Annotated in this window: 19 protein-coding genes; 8 read left to right on the top strand and 11 right to left on the bottom strand. The window is 69.0% G+C overall.

Going from position 1 to position 20,406, the window contains the following annotated elements:
- Position 1 precedes the first annotated feature (1 nt).
- The 5 genes from AXZ95_RS03895 to AXZ95_RS03875 are packed head-to-tail and all read left to right on the top strand — an operon-like array spanning position 2 to position 4,771.
- Complete coding sequence (locus AXZ95_RS03895; RefSeq protein ID WP_018189701.1) at positions 2-988, top strand: sugar ABC transporter permease; 987 nt, start codon at positions 2-4, stop codon at positions 986-988.
- The gene (locus AXZ95_RS03890) at positions 978-1,874 is read left to right on the top strand and encodes a carbohydrate ABC transporter permease (protein WP_018189700.1); all 897 of its coding nucleotides are present in this window, start codon (positions 978-980) and stop codon (positions 1,872-1,874) included. Before AXZ95_RS03895 ends, AXZ95_RS03890 begins: the two co-directional genes overlap by 11 nt.
- A 32-nt stretch (positions 1,875-1,906) precedes the next feature.
- Positions 1,907-3,031, top strand: coding sequence for a mandelate racemase/muconate lactonizing enzyme family protein (locus tag AXZ95_RS03885; protein ID WP_018189699.1), 1,125 nt, complete (start codon positions 1,907-1,909; stop codon positions 3,029-3,031).
- Positions 3,031-4,008, top strand: coding sequence for an aldo/keto reductase (locus tag AXZ95_RS03880; RefSeq protein WP_018189698.1), 978 nt, complete (start codon positions 3,031-3,033; stop codon positions 4,006-4,008). The genes AXZ95_RS03885 and AXZ95_RS03880 overlap by 1 nt, the downstream gene beginning before the upstream one ends.
- Before the next feature lie 55 nt (positions 4,009-4,063).
- A complete protein-coding gene (locus tag AXZ95_RS03875) occupies positions 4,064-4,771 on the top strand; it encodes a GntR family transcriptional regulator (protein ID WP_018189697.1) in 708 nt (235 codons plus the stop codon).
- A 44-nt stretch (positions 4,772-4,815) separates the two neighbouring features.
- Here the strand turns inward: AXZ95_RS03875 and AXZ95_RS03870 are convergent, their stop codons facing one another.
- Positions 4,816-5,724, bottom strand: a complete 909-nt coding sequence (locus AXZ95_RS03870) for a DMT family transporter (RefSeq protein ID WP_026307040.1) — start codon at positions 5,722-5,724, stop codon at positions 4,816-4,818.
- Positions 5,725-5,869: 145 nt separating this feature from the next.
- Between AXZ95_RS03870 and AXZ95_RS03865 the strand changes: the two genes are divergently transcribed.
- Positions 5,870-6,790 (top strand): LysR family transcriptional regulator, encoded by a 921-nt coding sequence (locus AXZ95_RS03865; RefSeq protein ID WP_043742045.1) that lies wholly within the window; start codon positions 5,870-5,872, stop codon positions 6,788-6,790.
- 124 nt (positions 6,791-6,914) lie between these two features.
- Positions 6,915-8,240, top strand: a complete 1,326-nt coding sequence (locus AXZ95_RS03860) for an enolase C-terminal domain-like protein (RefSeq protein ID WP_018189694.1) — start codon at positions 6,915-6,917, stop codon at positions 8,238-8,240.
- A 37-nt stretch (positions 8,241-8,277) separates the two neighbouring features.
- Here AXZ95_RS03860 and AXZ95_RS03855 read toward each other — a convergent pair whose 3' ends face one another.
- From AXZ95_RS03855 to AXZ95_RS03835, 5 genes are all read right to left on the bottom strand, one after another.
- Positions 8,278-9,435 carry a serine hydrolase domain-containing protein gene (locus AXZ95_RS03855; RefSeq protein ID WP_018189693.1) on the bottom strand — a complete coding sequence of 386 codons (1,158 nt, stop codon included), beginning with the start codon at positions 9,433-9,435 and terminating at the stop codon, positions 8,278-8,280.
- Positions 9,432-10,424 (bottom strand): glycoside hydrolase family 68 protein, encoded by a 993-nt coding sequence (locus AXZ95_RS03850; protein WP_018189692.1) that lies wholly within the window; start codon positions 10,422-10,424, stop codon positions 9,432-9,434. Before AXZ95_RS03850 ends, AXZ95_RS03855 begins: the two co-directional genes overlap by 4 nt.
- Positions 10,425-10,427: 3 nt before the next feature.
- A complete protein-coding gene (locus AXZ95_RS03845) occupies positions 10,428-11,252 on the bottom strand; it encodes a carbohydrate ABC transporter permease (RefSeq protein ID WP_018189691.1) in 825 nt (274 codons plus the stop codon).
- Positions 11,249-12,121, bottom strand: coding sequence for a sugar ABC transporter permease (locus AXZ95_RS03840; protein ID WP_018189690.1), 873 nt, complete (start codon positions 12,119-12,121; stop codon positions 11,249-11,251). Before AXZ95_RS03840 ends, AXZ95_RS03845 begins: the two co-directional genes overlap by 4 nt.
- A gap of 131 nt (positions 12,122-12,252) precedes the next feature.
- A complete protein-coding gene (locus AXZ95_RS03835) occupies positions 12,253-13,605 on the bottom strand; it encodes an extracellular solute-binding protein (RefSeq protein ID WP_231374332.1) in 1,353 nt (450 codons plus the stop codon).
- A 157-nt stretch (positions 13,606-13,762) separates the two neighbouring features.
- Between AXZ95_RS03835 and AXZ95_RS03830 the strand changes: the two genes are divergently transcribed.
- Positions 13,763-14,785, top strand: coding sequence for a LacI family DNA-binding transcriptional regulator (locus AXZ95_RS03830; RefSeq protein ID WP_018189688.1), 1,023 nt, complete (start codon positions 13,763-13,765; stop codon positions 14,783-14,785).
- 15 nt (positions 14,786-14,800) lie between these two features.
- Here AXZ95_RS03830 and AXZ95_RS03825 read toward each other — a convergent pair whose 3' ends face one another.
- From AXZ95_RS03825 to AXZ95_RS03805, 5 genes are all read right to left on the bottom strand, one after another.
- Positions 14,801-15,898, bottom strand: coding sequence for a glycoside hydrolase family 172 protein (locus tag AXZ95_RS03825; protein WP_018189687.1), 1,098 nt, complete (start codon positions 15,896-15,898; stop codon positions 14,801-14,803).
- 47 nt (positions 15,899-15,945) lie between these two features.
- A complete protein-coding gene (locus AXZ95_RS03820) occupies positions 15,946-16,857 on the bottom strand; it encodes a carbohydrate ABC transporter permease (RefSeq protein ID WP_018189686.1) in 912 nt (303 codons plus the stop codon).
- Positions 16,854-17,798 carry a sugar ABC transporter permease gene (locus AXZ95_RS03815; RefSeq protein WP_231374330.1) on the bottom strand — a complete coding sequence of 315 codons (945 nt, stop codon included), beginning with the start codon at positions 17,796-17,798 and terminating at the stop codon, positions 16,854-16,856. Before AXZ95_RS03815 ends, AXZ95_RS03820 begins: the two co-directional genes overlap by 4 nt.
- Before the next feature lie 61 nt (positions 17,799-17,859).
- Positions 17,860-19,194: an extracellular solute-binding protein gene (locus AXZ95_RS03810; protein WP_018189684.1), complete on the bottom strand. Its 1,335-nt coding sequence runs from the start codon at positions 19,192-19,194 to the stop codon at positions 17,860-17,862.
- A 163-nt stretch (positions 19,195-19,357) separates the two neighbouring features.
- Positions 19,358-20,395 carry a LacI family DNA-binding transcriptional regulator gene (locus tag AXZ95_RS03805; protein WP_018189683.1) on the bottom strand — a complete coding sequence of 346 codons (1,038 nt, stop codon included), beginning with the start codon at positions 20,393-20,395 and terminating at the stop codon, positions 19,358-19,360.
- Positions 20,396-20,406: the final 11 nt, after the last annotated feature.

Raw genomic sequence — 20,406 nt, 5'->3', positions numbered from 1 at the left:
CATGACCTCCCCCCTGGTCACAGGTGCCGTCGTCTCCGAGGAGACGGCGGCACCCGCCGCGCCCCCGACCCGCCCGTTCGGCGTGCCGCATCCCACCCCTCCCCGCCGGGGCGGCCGCAAGCGCCGCGGGGACGGCCTGGTCGCCCTCGCCTACCTCTGGCCGGGTCTCGCCGGCTTCACGTTCTTCATCGTGGTCCCGCTGCTCGGGTCGCTCGTCATCAGCCTGTTCGAGTGGCCGCTGTTCGGCTCCCCCACGTTCATCGGGCTGGCGAACTACCAGAAGCTGTTCAGCGACCCGACGTTCTACACGGTACTGATCAACACGGTGATCTTCGCCTTCGTCTACACGGCCCTGAACCTGGCCGTCGCCCTGGCGGTCTCGCTGTGGCTCAACACCCGCATCAAGTTCGCCGGGTTCTGGCGCGTCATCTTCTTCCTGCCGGCCATCACCCCGATGGTCGCGAACGCCCTGGTCTGGCGGCTGCTCCTCAGCGACGACGGCCTGGTGAACTCGGCGCTCGCCGGCATCGGCATCGACGGTCCCAGCTGGCTCTCCGACTCCCGCTTCGCCCTTGCGTCCGTCATCGCGATGTCGGTCTGGCAGTCGTTCGGCTACAACGTGATCGTGCTCTCGGCCGGTCTCGGCGGTATCCCGAAGGAGATCCTCGAGGCCTCCCGGATGGACGGAACGAACGCCTGGCAGCGGCTGCGGTCGATCATCCTGCCGATGATCTCGCCGTCGCTGTTCTTCACCATGACGATGACGATGATCGGCGCGTTCCAGGTCTTCGTTCAGCCGCAGATCCTGACCCAGGGCGGACCGGGCGAGTCGACGAACACGTTCGTGCTCTACCTGTACCGCAACGGCTTCGTCTTCGACCGGCTCGGCTATGCGTCGGCGCTGGCGTGGATGCTGTTCATCGTCGTCATGATCATCACCGCCCTGCAGTTCGCGGGCCAGAAGAGGTGGGTCAACTATGACAAGTGACACGCTCGAACGCGCGGGCACTCGCACGAACGGCCGCCGGCACGGACTCCGGCCGGCCCAGCGCGTCGTCGTGACGAAGACCTGGCTCAACACGCTGCTGATGGCCATCGTCGCGCTGCTGTTCACTTTCCCCTTCATCTGGATGTTCTTCTCGGCCCTCAAGCCGGAGTCCGAGGTGTTCTCGCCCCACCCGACCTTCATCGGGTCCGAGGTGAAGTGGTCGAACTTCGTGGATGCGTGGACCCTGGTGCCGTTCGGCCGGTTCATCTTCAACGGCTTCTTCGTCTCGATCTGCGGCGCTCTGCTCTCCGTCATCGTGGCGGTGCTGTCGGCGTACGCGTTCTCGCGCCTCCGCTTCAAGTACCGCGACCGCATCTTCCTGCTCTACGTGCTCACGCTGGTGCTCCCGCAGGAGGTGCTGGTCGTCCCGCTGTTCATCATGATGAACCAGCTCGGGCTCGTCGACACGTACACGGCCCTGATCATCCCGTTCGCGTTCACCGCGTTCGGCACGTTCCTGCTCCGCCAGTTCTTCCTGACGATCCCGATCGAGTTCGAGGAGGCGGCGCTGATCGACGGCGCCTCGCGCTTCCGCACCCTGTGGTCGGTGCTGCTCCCGCAGCTCACCGCCCCGCTGTCGGTGCTGGGCGTCTTCTCGTTCGTCGGCTACTACAACTCCTACCTGTGGCCGCTGATCATCATCAACAGCCAGGAGCTGGCGACCGTGCCCCTCGGGCTCTCCATGTTCACCGGCGAGCACGGCACCCAGTGGAGCCTGATGATGGCCGCATCCACCATCGCGATCATCCCGTCGCTGATCATCGTCGCGCTGCTGCAGCGCCAGCTGATCAAGGGCGTCGCCCTCGGCGGCTTCGGCGGCCGCTGACCTCCCCGTCCCTCACCAGAAAGCAGACACCCATGAGCCTCGCCCCGCCCGCCGCCCTCACCGCCGTCGACGGCACGATCGTCAGCGCCGAGGCCTGGCTGAGCGACCTGGAGGTGGAGACGGTCCGCACGGATGCGGTGCAGTCGTTCCTCAAGCAGGAGACCATCTTCGTCCGGCTGCGCACGGTGGGCGGGGTCGAGGGGATCGGCTACAGCTACACGATCGGGACCGGCGGCGCCGCCGTCCTCAGCCTCCTGCGCGAGACGCTGCTCGACGTGGTGGTCGGGATGGACGTGAACCGTCCGGAGGACGTCTGGCGCGCCCTGTTCTCCTCCACCCGTGCCACGACCGTCGGCCTGATCACCTCGCTCGCGCTCGCCGCCGTGGACACCGCGGTATGGGATGCGCGCTGCAAGGCGGCGGGCCTGCCGCTCTGGGTGGCGGCGGGAGGAGCGCAGCCGCGCATCCCGCTGTACGACACCGAGGGAGGCTGGCTGCACTTCAGCACGGACGAGCTGGTCGCTCAGGCGGTCGAGTCGCAGCGGCGCGGGCTCGGCGGCGTGAAGATCAAGGTCGGCAAGCCGCGCGCGCACGAGGACTTCGAGCGGTTGAGCGCCGTCCGCGAGGCCGTCGGGGACAGGATGGACATCATGGTGGATGCGAACCAGTCCCTGACGGCGGCCGAGGCCATCCGCCGCGCCGCCCTGTTCGAGAAGCTCGACATCTTCTGGTTCGAGGAGCCCCTCCCCGCGGAGGACGTCGCCGGGCACCGCCGGCTCGCCGAGTCGACCAGTGTCCCGGTCGCGGTCGGCGAGTCGATCTACTCGGTCGGCCACTTCCGCGAGTACCTGCAGTCGGGTGCCGCCTCCATCGTCCAGGTCGATGTCGCCCGCGTCGGCGGCATCACGCCGTGGCTGAAGGTCGCGCACCTCGCGGAGGCGTTCAACGTGGCGGTGGCTCCGCACTTCCTGATGGAGCTGCACGTGTCGCTGTGCTGCGCGGTGCCCAACGCGCTCTATCTGGAGCACATCCCCCAGCTGCGCGCTGTGACCCGCACCGAGATGGCGATCCGCGACGGTCACGGTCTCGCGCCGTCGCAGCCGGGCCTCGGCATCGAGTGGGACCTGGACGCCGTCGACGACCTGCGGGTCGCCTGATGGGCCCGAAGCGCGCGTTCGGGCGGGGCGGGCTGTCGGTGGGTCCGATCGGCTACGGCGCCGCCGCCCTCGGCAACCTCTACAGCGCACGGCCCGAAGACGAGTGGCCGCGCATCGTCCCCGCCGCCTGGGAGGCGGGCGTCCGCTACTACGACACGGCGCCGCACTACGGCCTGGGGCTCGCCGAGGAGCGTCTGGGCGAGAGCCTGCGCGCCTTCCCGCGCGACGAGTACGTGCTCTCGACCAAGGTCGGCCGCGTCCTCGATCCCAACCCGGACTACCGGCCGGGAGACACCGACATCGCGAACCTGTTCGACGTGCCCGCGACCCTGCGGCGCCGCTTCGACTACTCGCGCGACGGCGTGCTCCGCTCGGTAGAGGACTCCCTGCGACGCCTCGGTGTCGACCGCATCGACGTGCTGTTCGTCCACGACCCGGACGATCACGAGCGGGAAGCACTGGAGGGCGCCTTCCCGGCGCTCGACGAGCTCCGGTCGCAGGGCGTCATCCGCTCCTACGGGGCCGGGATGAATCAGACCGCCATGCTCACCCGTTTCGTCCGCGAGACGGACCTCGACATCGTGATGTGCGCGAACCGGTACACACTGCTCGACCCCTCCGCCGAGGAGGAGCTGCTCCCCGCGGCGCAGGAGCGAGGAGTGTCGGTCGCCGTCGCGGCGGTCTTCAACTCCGGCATCCTCGCCACCGACCGGCCCGCGCCCGACGCGACGTTCGTCTACGGCGCGGCGTCGCCTGAGCTGATCGCGCGGGTGAACCGCATCGCCGACGTCGCCGAGCGTCACGGCGTCACGGTGCCGCAGCTGGCGGTGCAGTTCCCGCTGCGGCATCCCGCGGTCTCGACCGTGGTGCTGGGGGCGGACACCCCGGCCCAGATGGAACGGAACGCCCTGCTGTCCACTCCCCCGGTGCCCGAGGCGGTATGGGGGGAGCTGCGGGAGGAGGGGCTGTTGCCGTGAAGATCCTGCATCCTCTATCCTCTCGGTTCTTCGGACGCCGACCTAGGATGTGCACATGACGATCCAATCGGGGGAACACTTCCTGCCGGCGCGGCGGGCGCTGGCCGATGACGTGTACGACGCCGTCCTCGGCCTGCTGATGGACCAGGTGATCGAGCCGGGCAGCCGCGCCAGCATCGACGGCATCGCCCGCCAGCTCAACGTCTCCCCCACCCCGGTCCGGGAGGCGCTCGCGCGCCTCGAGTCGGAGGGCCTAGTCGTCAAGAAGGCCCTGAAGGGCTACACCGCGGCGCCCCTGCTCGACAGCGACGGGCTGCGTCAGCTGTTCGAGATGCGGCGGCTGCTGGAGCCGTACGCGACCCGCAACGCGGCGGGCGAGCTGGATGCGGACACGCTGAAGCAGCTGGAGGACCTCTGCGACGCCATGCACCGCAGCGGCCAGGCGGCGCAGACCGGCGGCGACCGCTTCAAGGACTACAAGGACTTCGCCAACCAGGACGCCGAGTTCCACCGCATCATCGCCGAGCACTCGGGCAACGCCCTGCTGGCCGACGCGATCGGGCGCCTCCGCTCGCACATGCACCAGTACCGCATCTACTTCAAGCACGGCGTCGTGGACGAGACGTCGGGCGAGCACGAGGCCGTCCTCGAGGCGCTGCGCAGCGGCAAGCCCGCCTCGGCCGAGAAGGCGATGCTCGACCACATCACCAAGTCGTACGCCCGCATCTCCGCGAGCCTCGCCGAGGCCGAGAAGGCCGGCTAGGGTCCCTCTTCCCGTCGCGCTTTCTCCACTGCTCGATTCCACGATCAGCGCTCGATGGATACCGTCGCCGGCTGACGGCGATGGGCGCGCCGGACGAGGCGTGCGCCCTGCGAGATCACGACGACGCCTGCGATCACGATGAGGCCGCCGATCAGTTCGGTGGGGAGCGGGATCTCGCCCAGCCAGACCCAGGCGATGAACACCGCGATCGGCGGGACGAGGTAGAGCAGAGAGGTCGCGATCGCCATCGGGAGATGGCCGACCGCGTAGCCCCAGAGCACGAACCCGAGCGCGGACGGCAGAAGACCGAGGTAGACGGCCGCTATCCATCCTGTCGGCGACGCCTCGACCAGCCGCCCCCACCCGAACGGGACGAGGGGCAGCGTCATCGCGGTGCCGGCGACCATCGTGTAGGTGGCGACCTCGAGACCGGTGTAGGTCTTCAACAGCGGCCGCTGCAGGGGATGATAGATGCCCTGTACGACCATCGCCGCGACGACGATCCACACGGAGGCGGACAGCGACACGCCTGCTCGCGCCAGGCACACAACGGCCACCCCCGCCAGGGCGATCAGGCTGCCGACGACGGTGAACCGCGTGACGGGTTCGCGGAAGAGGAGGAAGGCGACCGCGACCGAGACGAGCGGTGCGGCCGCGACGATGATGCTCGCCGTCCCCGCAGGCACGTGCAGCTCGCTCTCGTTGAGGAGTAGCTGGTAGGTGGTCATCCCGAAGAATCCAGCGGCGACGATCCAACCGAAATCGCGCGGCCTCGGGAGCCTGACCCGCTTCACCGCTGCGAACGCCAGGAGCGCGATCATCGCCACCGCGAGTCTGACGAACGAGAGCCCGATCACACCGAAGGCCGGCGCGGCCACCTGGATAGCAGGGAAGGCGCTGGCCCACAGCACGACGACGGCCAGACCGCCCAAGACTCCGCGATTCGCTTTCACTCTCCAAGGATTCTTGACGTGTTCCATACAGCACAAGTGAATAATCTTTATGCGATAACTCACTCACGCTTAGTTTTGTGTGACGTTCTCGCCGTCTGAGCTCAGCATCGATTCGGCCTTAAGCTCTGAATGCTAAAGTTCACAGATGATAGATGTACGCAAGCTCCGGATGCTCGCCGACTTGGATCGGCTGGGGACCATCGCGGCGGTCGCCGAGGAGCTTCAGCTGACGGCGCCCGGCATCTCGATGCAGCTCTCCGCCCTGGAGAAGGAGCTCGGCGTCACCCTCACCGAGCGTCAGGGGCGGCGCCTGGCGCTCACGCCAGCCGGGAGACTGCTCGCCGAGCACGGGCGGGATGTACTGGACCGGCTCTCGCTCGCCGAGCTCGAGGTGGAATCCCTCCGACTCGGGAGGGCCGGAACCTACCGGCTCGCCGCCTTCCCTTCGGCTGCCCGGACTTTCGTCGCCGACACCTGGAGGCACCTGTCCGAGCACTCCGGCATCCAGCTGAACCTGAGCACGCCGGAGCCGGCGGAAGCCCTCGCGAATCTGCTCAGCGGGCTCTCGGATGTGGCCGTCGTCCACTCGTACTCCAATGTCCCCCGCCGCCTCCCGGACGGCATCGTGGGCCGCCGGCTCGTCAGCGAGCGGGTCTGGCTGGCGATCCGCGCCGACGACGACGCGGCGGCTCCGATGGTCGACATCGCCGATCTCTCCGAGCACTCGTGGGTGGCGCCGCAGGCGGACTTGACCTGCTATGAGATGGTGGATCGCGCCTGCGGGCTGGCCGGCTTCCGGCCGAGGGTCGTGGCCGAGAGCGTCGACTTCGCCGCACAGCTCGAACTCGTCGCCGCGGGAGCCGGTGTCGCGCTCGTGCCTGGACTCACCGTCCCGTCGGTCCCTGAGGGCGTGACACTGTGCGCGCCCACACTCCCGCTGCAGCGGCACATCGACGTCGCCTACCGCTCCTCCCTCCGCGGCGACGCCGGGGTGGAGCGCATCGCCGAAGTGCTGGCGGCGACCGCAAAGGATCACGTGCGACGCACCCCGTTGGCGCACGCCTGAGTCACCCCGCCGACCACTACACCTCCTGGCCGGTCGCACTTCCCGCGTGCACGATGTGTCTTGCTGGCGCTCGTTGGACTATATCCAATAGGATATTGAGGAGGACGAGCGAGAGGACAACGGAGTGAGCATCGTCACGGGCTTCGAGACCCTGGATGTGCGGTTCGAGACATCCGCCCTGCTGGACGGGTCGGACGCGATGAACCCGGACCCGGACTACTCCGCCGCGTACCTGCGCGTTACGACCGACGCCCCGGACGGCCACGAGGGCCACGCCTTCGTGTTCACGATCGGCCGCGGCAACGACGTCCAGGTCGCCGCCATCGAGGCCATCGCCCACCGCGTGGAGGGCAGGAACGTCGAGGCGATCCTGGACGACCTCGGCGGGTTCTGGCGCGAGTTCGTCCACGACTCGCAGCTGCGCTGGCTCGGCCCCGAGAAGGGCGTCATGCACATGGCCATCGGCGCCGTCGTGAACGCGTTCTGGGATCTCAAGGCCAAGCGCGCGGGCCTCCCCCTCTGGCAGCTGCTGTCCCGCATGTCGCCGGAAGAGCTCGTCTCGCTCGTCGACTTCCGGTACCTCACCGACGCCCTCACCCCCGAGCAGGCGCTCGAGCTGCTGCGCGCGGCGGAGCCCGGCCGTGCTGCGCGCGAGGCCGAACTGCTCGCCGACGGGTATCCCGGATACACGACGACACCCGGCTGGCTCGGCTACTCCGACGAGAAGCTGCGGCGCCTGGCGCGCGAGGCGGTCGACGACGGCTTCACGCAGATCAAGCTCAAGGTCGGCGACCGGCTCGATGACGACCTCCGCCGCCTCCGCGTGGCCCGCGACACGGTCGGCCCCGACATCCGGATCGCCATCGACGCCAATCAGCGCTGGGATCGCGACCAGGCCATCGAGTGGATCCGCGCCCTCCAGCCCTTCGACCTCGCCTGGGTCGAGGAGCCCACCAGCCCGGACGACGTGCTCGCGCACGCGGCGATCGCCCGGGCCGTGGCGCCGGTGCCGATCGCGACCGGCGAGCACGGCATGAGCCGGGTGCTGTTCAAGCAGCTGCTGCAGGCGGGCGCCGCATCCATCGTCCAGATCGACTCGACCCGCGTCGCCGGGGTCAACGAGAACATCGCGATCCTGCTGCTCGCGGCGAAGTTCGGCGTCCCGGTCTGCCCGCACGCCGGCGGCGTCGGCCTGTGCGAGGCGGTGCAGCACTTCTCGATGTTCGACTTCGTCGCCGTCTCGGGCAGCCAGGAGGGCCGGATGATCGAGTACACGACGCACCTGCACGAGCACTTCGTCACCCCGGCCGAGGTTACCCGCGGACGTTACCGCGCGCCGCTGGCCCCGGGCATCGGGATGGAGATGCTCGCCTCGTCCCTCCACGAGCACGAGGTCGGTCGCGAATCCCGCGTCGAAGTGCACGTAGTGGCGGCTATCCCGGCGGAATAGCCACCACTACGTGCACTTCAGCGGAGGGCGGGGCTGGCTAGCCCGCGAGCGCGCGCTTCAGCGCCGCGACGATGTTCGTCGCCCGCTCGTCGGCTCCCGCTTCCATCCAGTTGGTGACGAACGCGAACCCGACGCGCGTGTCGCGGTCGGCGAAGGCGACCTGGCCACCGGCTCCGTCGTGTCCCAGGCTCGACGGACCGAGGTACCGCCGCGCCTCCGAGTCCAGCTGGAAGCCGCGCGCCCACCGAGGCCACGGCCCGGGCGTCGGGAACACCGGCTCACCGCCGCTCATCGGGATGAGACCCGCATCCAGCACATCGTCGTCCAGCACCCGAACGCCGTCGGTCTCGACGACGGTCGACGACCAGAGGGACGCGAGGGCGTCCGCGGTGGCGATCCCGCCGGCGCCGGGGATCTGCGCGGCCCGGACCCGAGGGTCGTTGAAGCCGCCCTCCGGCGTCACGAGCTCCGGCGGGAAGGCGTCCCCGAGCGTCATCGCGAGGGCCGTCCACGGCGACTCGGCCTGCTCCAGCTGCTCTCCGGCCTCGCGCTGGCTCTCCGACGCCTGCAGGTGCGCGACGCGGTCGGCGCGGCCGGCCGGCAGCCCGATCCACAGGTCGTCCGACCAGGGCGCGGCGACCGACGCCAGGTAGGCGCCGGGCATCGTGGAGGTGACGCGGCGGACGAGCTCGCCCGCCAGCCAGCCGTGCGTGAGCGCGTGATAGGCGTAGCCGGAACCCGGCCTCCACAGCGGCTCCTGGGCGGCGAGGAACCCGGTGACCGTCTCCCAGTCGAGCGCCTGATCCAGAGTGAGCCGCTCGCGCAGGGCGGAGAGTCCGGCGCGGTGGGACAGCAGCTCGGCGACCGTCACGTCGCCCTTCCCCGCTGCGGCGAACTCGGGCCAGTAGCGGCTGACGGGCGCCTCGTAGTCGAGCAGGCCGTCCTGCACCAGGCGGGCGACGAGGATGGACATGACGCCCTTGGTGCACGAGAACACGACCGATGCCGTGTCCGCCGTCCACGCCTGTCCGTCGCGCTCGTCCTTCACGCCGCCCCACAGCTGCACCACCGGCCGGCCGTCGACGCGGACGGACAGGGCCGCGCCCATCGTCGGCCTCCCGGCGAAGGCGTCGGCGAACGCCGAGCCGACCTCCTCGAAGCCGGTCGCTGCGGTGCCCTCGATCACGTCGGTCATCTGGTCTTCGTCTCCGTTTCGTCGATCGCAGCTCTCGGCCGCATCCCTCCGGAGCCGTCCGGCTCCGTCGTCAGCCTGATCGGGTCGGTGATCCGGCCGCCGAAACCGCCCGCCTCCCCGGTGTTCTCGAACGCCAGGAGGTGCGGCGACCCATCGCGATCGACCACCACGCGCCCTGCGTAGTAACGCTCGTCCAGAAGCAGGTCGGCCGCCTCGAGCTCGAACGGCCCGAGCGGCGACGCCGATGGCGCGATCCAGATCCCGCCGGGGCCGTCCGAACGTTCGCCGGCGAGATGCGCCGTGTCACACGAGAACAGCAGCCAATCGCGGCCGTCCAGCCGGACGCTCTGCGGCACCTCCAGGTGCGCGAACCCCGCTCCCGGCTCCGTCAGGGGCGACTGCACCCGCCAGTCGACGAGGTCGGGCGAGACCGCGTGGCCCACCACGCCGCGGTCACGGACGGACGCGCCGTCACGCACGCGGGCCGTGATCAGCATGTGCCAGCCCTCTCCGCCGGGATCGCGGAACACCCACGGATCGCGCCACGCCTCCTCGTGCCAGGTGCGGTCCGGCAGCACCTCGTACCAGCGCGGGTCGGCCTGCAGCCGCAGCCGATCGTCCTTGCGCCAGTGGAACAGGTCGTCGGACACCGCGACGCCGATGGTCTCGATGTTGGTGATCTCGGCCGCCGAGAGGAACGCCGACCCGGTGTAGAACATCCGCCAGGCGCCGTCGTCGCCGCGGACGACGCTGCCCGTCCAGGTCGCCGAGGCGTCCAGGTCGCCCGGACCCCCGGGGCCCAGCACCGTCCCGTGATCGTCCCAGTCGACGAGGTCGGCCGAGGTGGCGTGCCCGATCCTGGCATTGCGGTGCCGCAGGTCCGGGTCGACGAGCGACACCGGCGCGTGCAGGTAGAACAGGTGGAAGAGGTCGCCGTCGTCGGCGACCCAGAAATCCCAGACCCAGTGACCGTCTCTGCTGAACCCCATCCGTCAGCCCTTGACCGCGCCCTGGATGAGCGCCTTGATGAACTGGCGCTGGAAGATGACGAAGACCAGGATCGTCGGCAGGATGATGATCAGCGCTCCCGCGTTCAGCAGCGGGATGCTGAGGCTGTACTGCCCCTGGAAGAACGTCAGCGCTCCGGCAACCGTGCGCTGCAGCGGGTCGGCGATGAGCACGACGGGCAGCAGGAACTGGTTCCACGTCCACAGGAACAGCAGGATGCCGAGCGCCGACAGCGCCGGACGCGCGAGGGGAAGATGGATGAGCCGGAGCTCCTGCCACATCCCCGCGCCGTCGACCCGCGCCGCCTCGGACAGCTCGGTGGGCACTCCGACGAAGTGGGCGCGCATCCAGAACACGCTGAACGGCATGAACAGCCCGATCAGCGGGAGGATGATCGCCCACTGCGTGTTCAGCACGTTGAGCGACTGCATCTCGTAGTAGAGCGGGATGATCAGCGCCTCGAACGGGATGGTGAGCCCGAGCACGAACAGGATCAGCAGGGCGCGGGACCCCTTCATCCGGAGGCTGCCGAGCGCGTAGCCGGCGAGGCTCGCGATGACGAGGCTGATCGGCACGACGCCGAGCACGATGAGGGCGCTCGACCCGAGGAGCTCCCAGACATGACCGGTGTTGAACGCCTCGGCGAAGTTGCCCCACTGCGGGTTCGTCGGCCACGCGAGACCGGTCGGGTTGACGTCGGCCGGCTGCAGCGCCGCCGACACCATGTTCAGCAGCGGGATGACGGTGAGCACGAGCACGAGGACGAGCAGCACGCGGCCGGTCCACTTCTCGACGGGATTGACGATCATTGGTCACGGACTTTCGAGAGGCGCTGGATCGGGAGGACGACCACGAGGACGAGGATCATGAGCACGATGCCGAAAGCGGAGGCCAGCCCCACCTCGCTCTGCGTGAACCCGATCCGGTAGATGGAGATGCCGGGCACCAGGGTGGCTCGGCCGGGACCGCCGAGAGTGGTCGTGTAGATGATGTCGAAGCTGCTGAGCGCGGCGATGATCGTGATGGTGATGAGCACGGCCAGCTCCTGGCGGAGGCCGGGGAGGGTGATCGTGAAGAACTCGCGCCACCAGCCGGCCCCGTCGAGCCGCGCGGCCTCGTAGAGGGAGGCGTCGATCTTGCCGATGCCGGTGAGGAGCAGCACGGTGCACAGGCCGGTCAGCGTCCACGAGCCGATCAGTCCGACGGACGGGAGGGCGGTCTGGTAGTCGCCGAGCCACGGGCGCGCGAGACCGCCCAGCCCGATCCATCCCAGGATCTGGTTGACCGCGCCGGTCTGGGCGTACATCCACGACCAGGCGATGCCGGCGGCGGCGAGCGGGATGATCTGCGGGAGGAAGAGCACCGTCTGCGAGAGGCTCGAGAAGAACCCGGCCCGGATGGAGCGGATGAGCGTGGCGAGCACGAGCCCCGCCACCACCGGGATGACGGTGAAGAACGCGATGAGGATGAACGCGTTCCGGATGGCGCCGAGGAGGTCGGGATCGGTGAACACCGTCAGGTAGTTCGAGAGCCCGACCCAGGTCGAGGCGCCGATGCCGTTCCAGTCGTAGAACGAGTACTGGACGCCCTGGATGAGCGGCCAGAGCACGAACGCGGCGTAGAAGAACAGGGCGGGAGCGACGAGCAGCCAGCCGATCCGTCCCGTGCGTCCGGCCATCCGCTTCCGGGTGGCCGGACGCACGGGGGTCCCGGATGCGGCCCCGCGCGAACCGTCGCGAACCGCCCGTCGCGCCGACGGGGTATGGCGGGTCGTGTCGTCGCCCGCGCGGGGTCGCACCGAGGTCATCGTTACTTCTTCACTTCCTGCTCGTAGAACGCCTGCACCTTGTCGACGAACTCCTGGCCGCTGATCTTGCTGGTCACCAGCAGCTGCGACTCGGGGATGATCGCGCCGGCGTAGATGCCCGCCGTGGTGTTCGCCATGAAGTCGACCTGGCCGTCCTCCTTGGCGATCTGGGCCGCCGCCGCGAGGACCTGCTCCGTGATGGAGCCCTTCTCGACCTTCGGCTGGGCCTGCGCCGGGTCACCGCCCGGGGCGGCGCCGGTCACGTCGACCACGATCTGGCGCGCCTTGTCGTTGGTGTGCACCCAGTTCAGGAAGTAGGCGACCTCGTTGAGGTGCTTCGACTTCGCTGCGGCCGAGAACGAGTTGGCCGCACCCATCGCGACGTGGTCTCCGCCCTTCTCCGCCGGGGGCACCAGGAAGAACGTCAGGTCCTTACCGAGCTTCTTGGCGTAGTTCGCGGCCTCCCAGTTGCCGTTGAACGTGAAGACGCCCCCGCCGTCCTGGAAGCGGCTGACGAACGTGAAGTAGTCGAGCGCGTTGATGTCCGACGGGAAGTACCCGGCGTCCGCCCACTTCCGGATGAGCTCGGCGCCCTTCACGTTGCCCGCGGTGTTGTAGGTCGCGCCCGGCTTGTTGAACATCCAGTCGAGGAACTCCTGCTTGTCGGCGTACTGGTTCATCGCCGCCTGGACGGTGAAGTTGACCACGCCGTCCTTGTCGCCCTCGACGAGAGGCGCGATGCCGGCCGCCTTGGCCTTGGCGAAGTCGGCTTCGAGCTCGCCGAGGGTCTCCGGCGGAGCGGTGATCCCGGCCTGGGCCGCGAGCTTCGTGTTCATGAAGATGCCCGTGACGCTGTAGCCGAGGCCCAGCTGGTAGAGCGAACCGCTGCCGCGCACGCCGTCCTTGGTCATGCGCAGCGGGGCGAGCTGGGCCGGGGACCACTTGTCCCAGCCGTACGCAGTGAAGAAGGGATCGAGGTTGGCCACCAGGCCGTCCTTCACCGTGTCGCCGAGGGTGGGGAGGCGGATGAGGTCGGGCGGCGTGGAGCTGGCGAGCAGCTTGGGGGCGTTGGCCGTGAGGTTCTGGAACGTGTCGCGGGTGATCTTGAACGTGATGTTCGGGTGCTGCTTGGTGAACTCCTTGGTCAGGTCGTCCGTCAGCGGGAACCCGGTCTCGTCGGCGATCGTCAGCTGAACCTTGTCCGACGTGAGCTTCGTGCTGACGTCGGTCGCGGTGGTCGCGCCGGAGGTGGAGGATCCGGGCGCGCAGCCGGTGAAGACGAGTGCGGTGAGCGAGGCGATGAGGCCGGCGGCTGCTGCGCCGCGCACCCTCCGCCCGCGAGATGGTGTGGACATGCAGGACTCCTTCGTCGACAGGATGGGTCGATACCGATCCCAGTGCTAAATGCTTTCAGCAGGCCCTATACTGAGATACGTCGCGCACATTGTCAACTGCGTTCCGCGAACGGCGCACCCAAGCGGCTACCATCCCGAACAGGAGGAGGACGTCTCGATGCTGAGCAAGCGCGTGACCCTGGCCGACGTCGCCAGGAAGGCGGGCCTCTCCGTCTCGGCGGCATCCATGATCCTCAACGGCCGCCCGGACACACGCCTCTCGCAGGACGCCCATGACCGCGTCCACGCGGCCGCCGCCGAGCTCGGTTACCGGCCCAACGTCGCGGCCCGCGGGCTCAAGACGGACAAGACGCACACGATCGCGTTCATCTCCGACGTCGTCGCCACCACCCGCTTCGCCTCCGGGCTCATCAAGGGAGCCCTGAACGCGGCCGAGACGGCGGGTCACGTCATGATGGTGCTCGAGACGGACGGCGAACCGAAGCGCGAGACCGAGGCGATCGGCGCAGCGCTCGACCGGCAGGTCGACGGCATCGTCTTCGCCACGATGCGTGCGAGGGAGCTGTTCCTCCCCGACATGCGGATCGAGACGCCGGTGGTCATGCTGAACGCGACGAACGCGCGCTTCCCGCACGCGGTGCTGCCGGACGAGTACGGCGGCGGCCGGTCAGCCGTCCACGTGCTGGCGGACGCCGGCTTCCGCGACGGCATCGCCCTTCTCGGCCAGAGCGACGCGAAGGAGAAGGGGCTGTTCCGCTCCGCGACCGTCGCACAGCGCGTCGCCGGCATCCGCGACACGATGGCGGAGCTCGGCCTCGACTTCGTCTCCGAGACGTCCGTGTGGCTGTGGGAGCCCGACGAGGGCTACGAGGCGACCAGGAAGCTGCTCCGCCGGAAGGACCGCCCGCAGGCCATCGTCGCGATGAACGACCGGCTGGCGTTCGGCGCTTACCAGGCCGTGAGCGAAGCGGGCCTGCGCATCCCGGACGACCTCTCCATCGTCTCGTTCGACAACGACGAGCTCGCCGCCTACCTGCGGCCCGGCCTCACAACCGTCGCCCTCCCGCACGAGGCGATGGGCGCTCGCTCGGTCGAGCTGCTGCTGCATCCCGGCCCGGCGGGCGAGGAGCTCATCCCGATGCCGGTCATCGAACGGGCGTCGGTCGCCGCCCGGGTCTGAGCTCCCCGCCGCGGATCAGCGCGGGACGCGGGCCGCGGCGTCCGGGAAGGCCGGCGCCTCCGGCCGCGGACCGGTCTGGTACCAGTAGGCGACGGAGAAGACGTCGTCGGTGCGCTCGAAGAGTCCCTTGTCCCAGACGCCGATCTGCTGCACGGTCACGCGCAGGTCGCTCTCGAAGAAGATCGGGTCGGGCAGGTGCCACCGGTACACCGCGTGCATCGGCGCCGTGGAGGTGATGAAGGTGCCCCCGCGCGTGTCGTCGCGGGTGCTGAAGAACGGATAGCCGCAGTACGGCGCACTGAACGTCAGAGGAACGGGCTCCGGGTCGTGACGCAGTTCGTCCTGGAAGGCCCAGGCGCCTCCCGCGTAGTCCTCGAGCCCGGTGCTGCACAGCGTCGGGAGGTCGGTGTCGCCGTCGACGAAGAACTTCACCTCACCCTCCCCCCACCAGTAGCGCGAGAGCGAGGCGATGCCGATGTAGGTGCCGAGGTAGCGGCCGCGTCCGGCGACGCCGTCGAGGATGACGTGGTCCTCCCCCAGCGCCGTGGTCGCGTTGGAGCGCCGCCACTGCGCGTGGAACAGCGGCGTCCCCTCGGGGATGTCGTCGCCGACGGTGTAGTCGACCTGGAAGAAGACGTGGTCGACCGAAACTGCGTGGTCGCTGTCCAGCACGATGCGGGCGCGCCGCCGGAACGGCATCGGGATGTACGAGTTCATCCCGCCGGTGGGCGCCACCACGATCGGCTCGGAGGTGACCAGCGCCCGCGCGGCGAAGCCGTTGCAGAAGAAGTCGCCGAGGGGCGCCTCGACCGCGGGCTGCTCCTCGTCGTCCCAGTACATCCGCAGCACCAGGTCGCGCAGCACGAACGGCCCGCCGTCCGTGCGGTCGGGGACCGTGATCCAGATGTGGCGGATGACGCCGGGCCCCTCGATGTCGGCGAGCGTCAGGCTGCCGCCGGCGGGCAGGGCCGCGTACGCGCTGCCCTTCCGGCCGGGGCCGAGGTGCGAGCTCGCCGCCGCAGCCGCGCCAGGCGCGCCCGTGGGGTTCTCCGCGTTGATGGAGCGGGAGCGCACGCCGTCGGCGGCGAGCAGGTCGGACAGGGTGGGAAGCACGGTTCTCCTCAGGTCTGATGGGTGGATCGGATGGGTGGGTCGGGCGGCTACTTGACCGAGCCGACGGTCACGCCGCGGCTCAGGGTGCGCTGGAAGATGATGAAGAACACCAGCGTGGGCAGCAGCGAGAGCAGCGACCCGGCGTTCAGCGAGGTGATGTCGATGGAGTTCTGACCTTGCAGGGTCGCGAGGGCGATCGGCACGGTCTGCACCGACTGGTCGGAGAGCAGGATGAGCGGGATGTAGAACTCGTTCCACGTCCAGACGAAGAAGAACACCATCAGCACCGAGAGCGTCGGCCGCATCACCGGGTAGACGACCGACCAGAGGATGCGCCAGCGTCCGGCGCCGTCGAGCGCGGCGGCCTCCAGGAGCGACGGCGGCAGCGTCGACATCACGCTCGACAGCAGGTAGGTGCCGAATGCGGCCTGCAGCACGGTGAAGACGATGATGACGCTCCACACGGTGTTGAAGGTACCGGTGGCCTGCGCCCCGTAGAACAGCGGGTAGATCAGCGCCTCCTGCGGCAGCATCGTCGCCAGCAGGAACACGGCGAGAAGCGCCGTGCTCCCGCGAACCCGGCCGACGCCGATCGCGTAGGCGCTGAGCAGCGAGACGAGCGTGCCCAGCAGAGCCACCAGCGTCGAGATGACCACCGAGTTCCACAGCGCGCGGAGGAAGTCGACGCGGTCGAGGTAGTCCTGGAACGACTGCAGGCTCCAGCTGGTCGGAAGCGCGAGCGGGCCATGCGCCGAGTAGTCGGTGCCGGTCTTGAACGCATTGAGCACGAGCAGGACGAGGGGCGCGAGCATCACCAGCGCGATCAGCACGGCGGCCGCGAGGATGAGCCACCGAAGGGGCCGTCGCGGGCGGCGTCGGCGGGTGCCCGCGTGGACGGTCCGCTGCGGCGCATCGGCCCGGCGCGGACGGGACTCGGTGGGTGCGGTCGTCGTGGTCATCCGGCGGCCTCCTCTCGGGCGCCCCGCCGCTGGAGCCAGAGCATGACGCCGGCGACGAGGAAGATGACGATGGACATGGCGGTCGCGATGGCGGAGCCGTAGCCGACCTTGGAGAGCTCGAAGAAGTTCCGGTACGAGTAGTAGGACGGCACGACGGTCGAGCCCTCCGGTCCGCCTCCGGTGAGGATGAGGATGGGCGCGAAGACCTTGAGCGCGCCGACGGTCGCGGTGATCACCACGACGAACACCTCCGGCCGGATCTGCGGGACCGTGATGGCGCGGAACCGCCGCCACCAGCCGGCGCCGTCGAGGGAGGCCGCTTCGTACAGCTCCGGGTCCACGCGCTGGAGGGCGGCCATGAAGATGACGACCGGATAGCCGAGCTGCAGCCAGATCAGCATCAGCATCACGGCGTAGATCGCGATGTTCGGGTCGCCGAGCCAGTCGGGCGGGCTCTTCACCCCCAGCGCTTCGATCACGCTGTTCAGCAGGCCGTTCTGGGTGGCGAGCACCCAGCTCCAGATGAAGCCGGCCACCGCGATCGGGAGGATCTGCGGCAGGTAGTAGGTGGCTCGGAGGAACGCGGCCGTCCGGCCGCCGAACTCCCGGCCGATGTAGTCGAAGAGCATGGCCGCCAGCAGCAGCCCGAGCAGGGTGGGGACGATCACGATGCCGACGATCATGAAGATCGTGTTCGTGAACGCCAGCCAGAACTGCGAGTCGTGCAGCAGGTCCACGTAGTTCTGCAGACCGTTCCAGCGCATCGGGGCGATGCCGCCCTTCCAGCGGAACAGGCTGATGAACACGTTCACCGCGAACGGGAGGAGGACGATCACCGCCGTCCCGATGATCATCGGGAGGAGGTACATCCAGTACCCGGCGCGTCGCGCTGACCGCCGGCGCCGCAGCGGGGGCGCCGCGGATGGTGTCGCTGTCGTCATGTCATGCTCTCCGGATCCGGAGGGTGGGGCGGAGCCGCGTTCGGCGGCTCCGCCCCGCCGCTCAGCCCTGGTCGGTCGCCTTCTTGCCGTCGTCGTAGAACTTCTGCAGCTTCTGGATGTACTCGTCAGCCGTCTCGTTCTTGTTGGACATCGCGGCCATGTTGGTCTGGATGAAGTCCAGGAACCCGGGGACCGGGTAGTCCGGGTAGAAGGTCAGGGTGTCCGCCTTGACGATCTCGTCGAAGCGCTCGGTGTACGCGCGGGTCACCGGGTCGGTGATCTTCGAGGAGTCGCCCGCGAGCGGAAGGCCGCCGAGTTCGCCGATCTTGTTCTGGACCTCCGGGCTCAGCGTCGTGTCGATCCAGTCGTAGGCGAGGTCCTTGTTCTTCGCCTTCGCGGGCACGCCCCACAGGTGGCCGGACGACCCCATCGACATGTTCGCGCCGGGGAGGGTGAAGTAGCCCCAGGCGAAGTCCTTCTGGTCCTTCACCCGCGAGAACACGCCGTTGTTCCAGATGAGCATCCCGGTCTTCCCGCTGAGGAAGTTGACGTTCGCCTGCTCGTAGGTGAGGCCGGCGAGGTCGGTGCCGAGGTAGCCCTTGTCGATCCAGTCCTGGAACTGCTCTGTGCCCTTCTTCCACGGGTCCGCGGAGAAGTCGACCTTGCCCTTCAGGAACATGAAGTCGTCGATCTGCTTCCGGTCGGCGTAGGCGGAGACGAGCGAGTACCAGACCCACATCTGGTTGAAGCCCTGGTTGGTCGACGCCGAGGACGACACCGGCGTGATCCCGGCGGCCTGCAGCTTCTGCATCGCCGCGACGAACTCGTCCATGGTCTTCGGCTCGGCGGCGATGCCGGCCTTCGCGAACAGATCCTTGTTGTAGTAGAAGGTGACGTACTCGCCGATGTTGGGGATGCCGTACCAGTCGCCGGAGCCGGCCTTGCCCTGCTCGTCGTACTTGGCGAAGGACTGCATGCCGCCGGTGACCTTCTTGTCCCAGCCGTACTTCTCCACCTGGTCGTTCAGCGGCGTGAGCAGTCCCTGGCTGGCGAGCTGGCCGCCGTCGGCGTTGCCCTTGTTGAACTCGACGACGTCGGGCACCTTGTTGCCGCCGAGGGTGAGCTTGGCGTTCTTGCGGACGGCGTCGAAGCTGGTGGTCTGGAAGTCGACCTTCACGTCGGGATGCTTCTTCTTGAACATCTCGAGGGCGAGCTGCCAGCCCTGGCCCTGCGCCGTCTTCGGGTCCTCGTACTGGAGGATCGTGAACGTCTTGCCGGCGTCTCCGCCGCTGCCGCTGCTGCAGCCGACGAGGCCGGCGGCGGCTACGGCGACCGCCGCTGCTGCGGCGGCGAGACGGGCGACGGTGCGGCCGCCCGGTTTCCGGGGTGTTGTCATTGCGTTGCTCCTTTGCATCGGGTGTTCGGGGTGCGTGTGTTCTGGGTGGTGCGGATGGTGGGCATGGCGAGGAGGACGGCGGGCGCGCGGGCAGGCTCGCGCCACCGGTGCCTCCGGTCGATGATTCGGGTGTGTGCGGCGGGATATGTGGGCCGGGATGCGGTCAGGTGCCGGAAGGCGGCCCGATCGAGTGCCGGAGGACGGGCGCACAGGGCATGAGGAACCCTTCGCGCTCGGCCCCGTCGAGGGATCCGTCGAGCCGGCCGACCACGCGGCGCACCGCCCACGCGCCCATGTCGCGGTGCGGCAGCTGCACGGTCGTGAGGCCGGGGTCGAGCGCCTCGGCGACGAACTCCTGGTTGTCGAAGCCGGCGATCGAGAGGTCGCCGGGGATGTCGAGCCCGAGGTGGCGCGCCACCTGGTAGAAGCCCATCGCGGTCTGATCGCTGAAGCAGAACACGGCGGTCGGCCTGTCCTCCCGGTCGAGCAGCTGCCGGGCCGGCTCGACGGCGAACCGCGTGGCCGCGTCCTCCGCGACCACGGTGAGGCTCTCGTCCCGGCGGAGGCCGGCCTCCGTCAGCGCCCGCTCGTGGCCGCGGGCGCGCAGCCGCGAGGCGATCGGGTAGGCGCGGACGTCGCAGAAGCCGATCCGGGTGTGACCGGCCTCGATGAGCAGGCGCGTCGAGGTGTAGGCCCCCAGCTCCTCGTCGGGCACGACGTAGTCGACCGTGGGATGCGCATCCTCCACGGAGGGACGCCCGTCGAGGATGACGACCGGCATCGTCGGCGGGACGAGCGGCAACTCGACGAGCTTGTGGAAGTTGGTCGCGACGATGAGGCCCTCGATGTTACGCTGCAGGAGGGACTGGACAGCCGGGGTCTGCACCTCGTCGTTGCCGTAGGTGTCGATGAGCATCAGCATGAAGCCGCTGTCCCAGGCCGCCTGCTGCGCGCCCGCGAGCATGTGACCGGAGAACGGCACCGTGGCGACCTGGTCGGACACCATCCCGATCGTGCGGCTCTGTTTGGTCTTGAGCGACCGGGCCAGCTGATTCGGCACGTAGCCGAGCTCGTCGGCGACCTGCTTGATGCGCTGCGCGACCGAGGCGTTGACGCGGCCCTCGCCGCGACCGCTGAGCACCAGGCTGACGCTCGACACGGAGACGCCGACGTGCGAGGCGATGTCCTTCATCGTCAGCATCGGCGCTCCTT

This window comes from Leifsonia sp. 115AMFTsu3.1 (genome assembly GCF_004362795.1).
Lineage (GTDB): Bacteria > Actinomycetota > Actinomycetes > Actinomycetales > Microbacteriaceae > Leifsonia.
This window is presented reverse-complemented; position numbering and strand designations above follow the sequence as displayed.

Coding starts and splice junctions, on each gene's coding strand:
- AXZ95_RS03820 (WP_018189686.1), bottom strand. CDS start 16,857: ATGACCACGACGACCGCACCCACCGAGTCCCGTCCGCGCCGGGCCGAT.
- AXZ95_RS03830 (WP_018189688.1), top strand. CDS start 13,763: ATGCTGAGCAAGCGCGTGACCCTGGCCGACGTCGCCAGGAAGGCGGGC.
- AXZ95_RS03840 (WP_018189690.1), bottom strand. CDS start 12,121: ATGGCCGGACGCACGGGACGGATCGGCTGGCTGCTCGTCGCTCCCGCC.
- AXZ95_RS03875 (WP_018189697.1), top strand. CDS start 4,064: ATGACGATCCAATCGGGGGAACACTTCCTGCCGGCGCGGCGGGCGCTG.
- AXZ95_RS03885 (WP_018189699.1), top strand. CDS start 1,907: ATGAGCCTCGCCCCGCCCGCCGCCCTCACCGCCGTCGACGGCACGATC.
- AXZ95_RS03810 (WP_018189684.1), bottom strand. CDS start 19,194: ATGACAACACCCCGGAAACCGGGCGGCCGCACCGTCGCCCGTCTCGCC.
- AXZ95_RS03835 (WP_231374332.1), bottom strand. CDS start 13,605: ATGTCCACACCATCTCGCGGGCGGAGGGTGCGCGGCGCAGCAGCCGCC.
- AXZ95_RS03890 (WP_018189700.1), top strand. CDS start 978: ATGACAAGTGACACGCTCGAACGCGCGGGCACTCGCACGAACGGCCGC.
- AXZ95_RS03880 (WP_018189698.1), top strand. CDS start 3,031: ATGGGCCCGAAGCGCGCGTTCGGGCGGGGCGGGCTGTCGGTGGGTCCG.
- AXZ95_RS03850 (WP_018189692.1), bottom strand. CDS start 10,424: ATGGGGTTCAGCAGAGACGGTCACTGGGTCTGGGATTTCTGGGTCGCC.
- AXZ95_RS03815 (WP_231374330.1), bottom strand. CDS start 17,798: ATGACGACAGCGACACCATCCGCGGCGCCCCCGCTGCGGCGCCGGCGG.
- AXZ95_RS03805 (WP_018189683.1), bottom strand. CDS start 20,395: ATGCTGACGATGAAGGACATCGCCTCGCACGTCGGCGTCTCCGTGTCG.
- AXZ95_RS03855 (WP_018189693.1), bottom strand. CDS start 9,435: ATGACCGACGTGATCGAGGGCACCGCAGCGACCGGCTTCGAGGAGGTC.
- AXZ95_RS03845 (WP_018189691.1), bottom strand. CDS start 11,252: ATGATCGTCAATCCCGTCGAGAAGTGGACCGGCCGCGTGCTGCTCGTC.
- AXZ95_RS03895 (WP_018189701.1), top strand. CDS start 2: ATGACCTCCCCCCTGGTCACAGGTGCCGTCGTCTCCGAGGAGACGGCG.
- AXZ95_RS03865 (WP_043742045.1), top strand. CDS start 5,870: ATGATAGATGTACGCAAGCTCCGGATGCTCGCCGACTTGGATCGGCTG.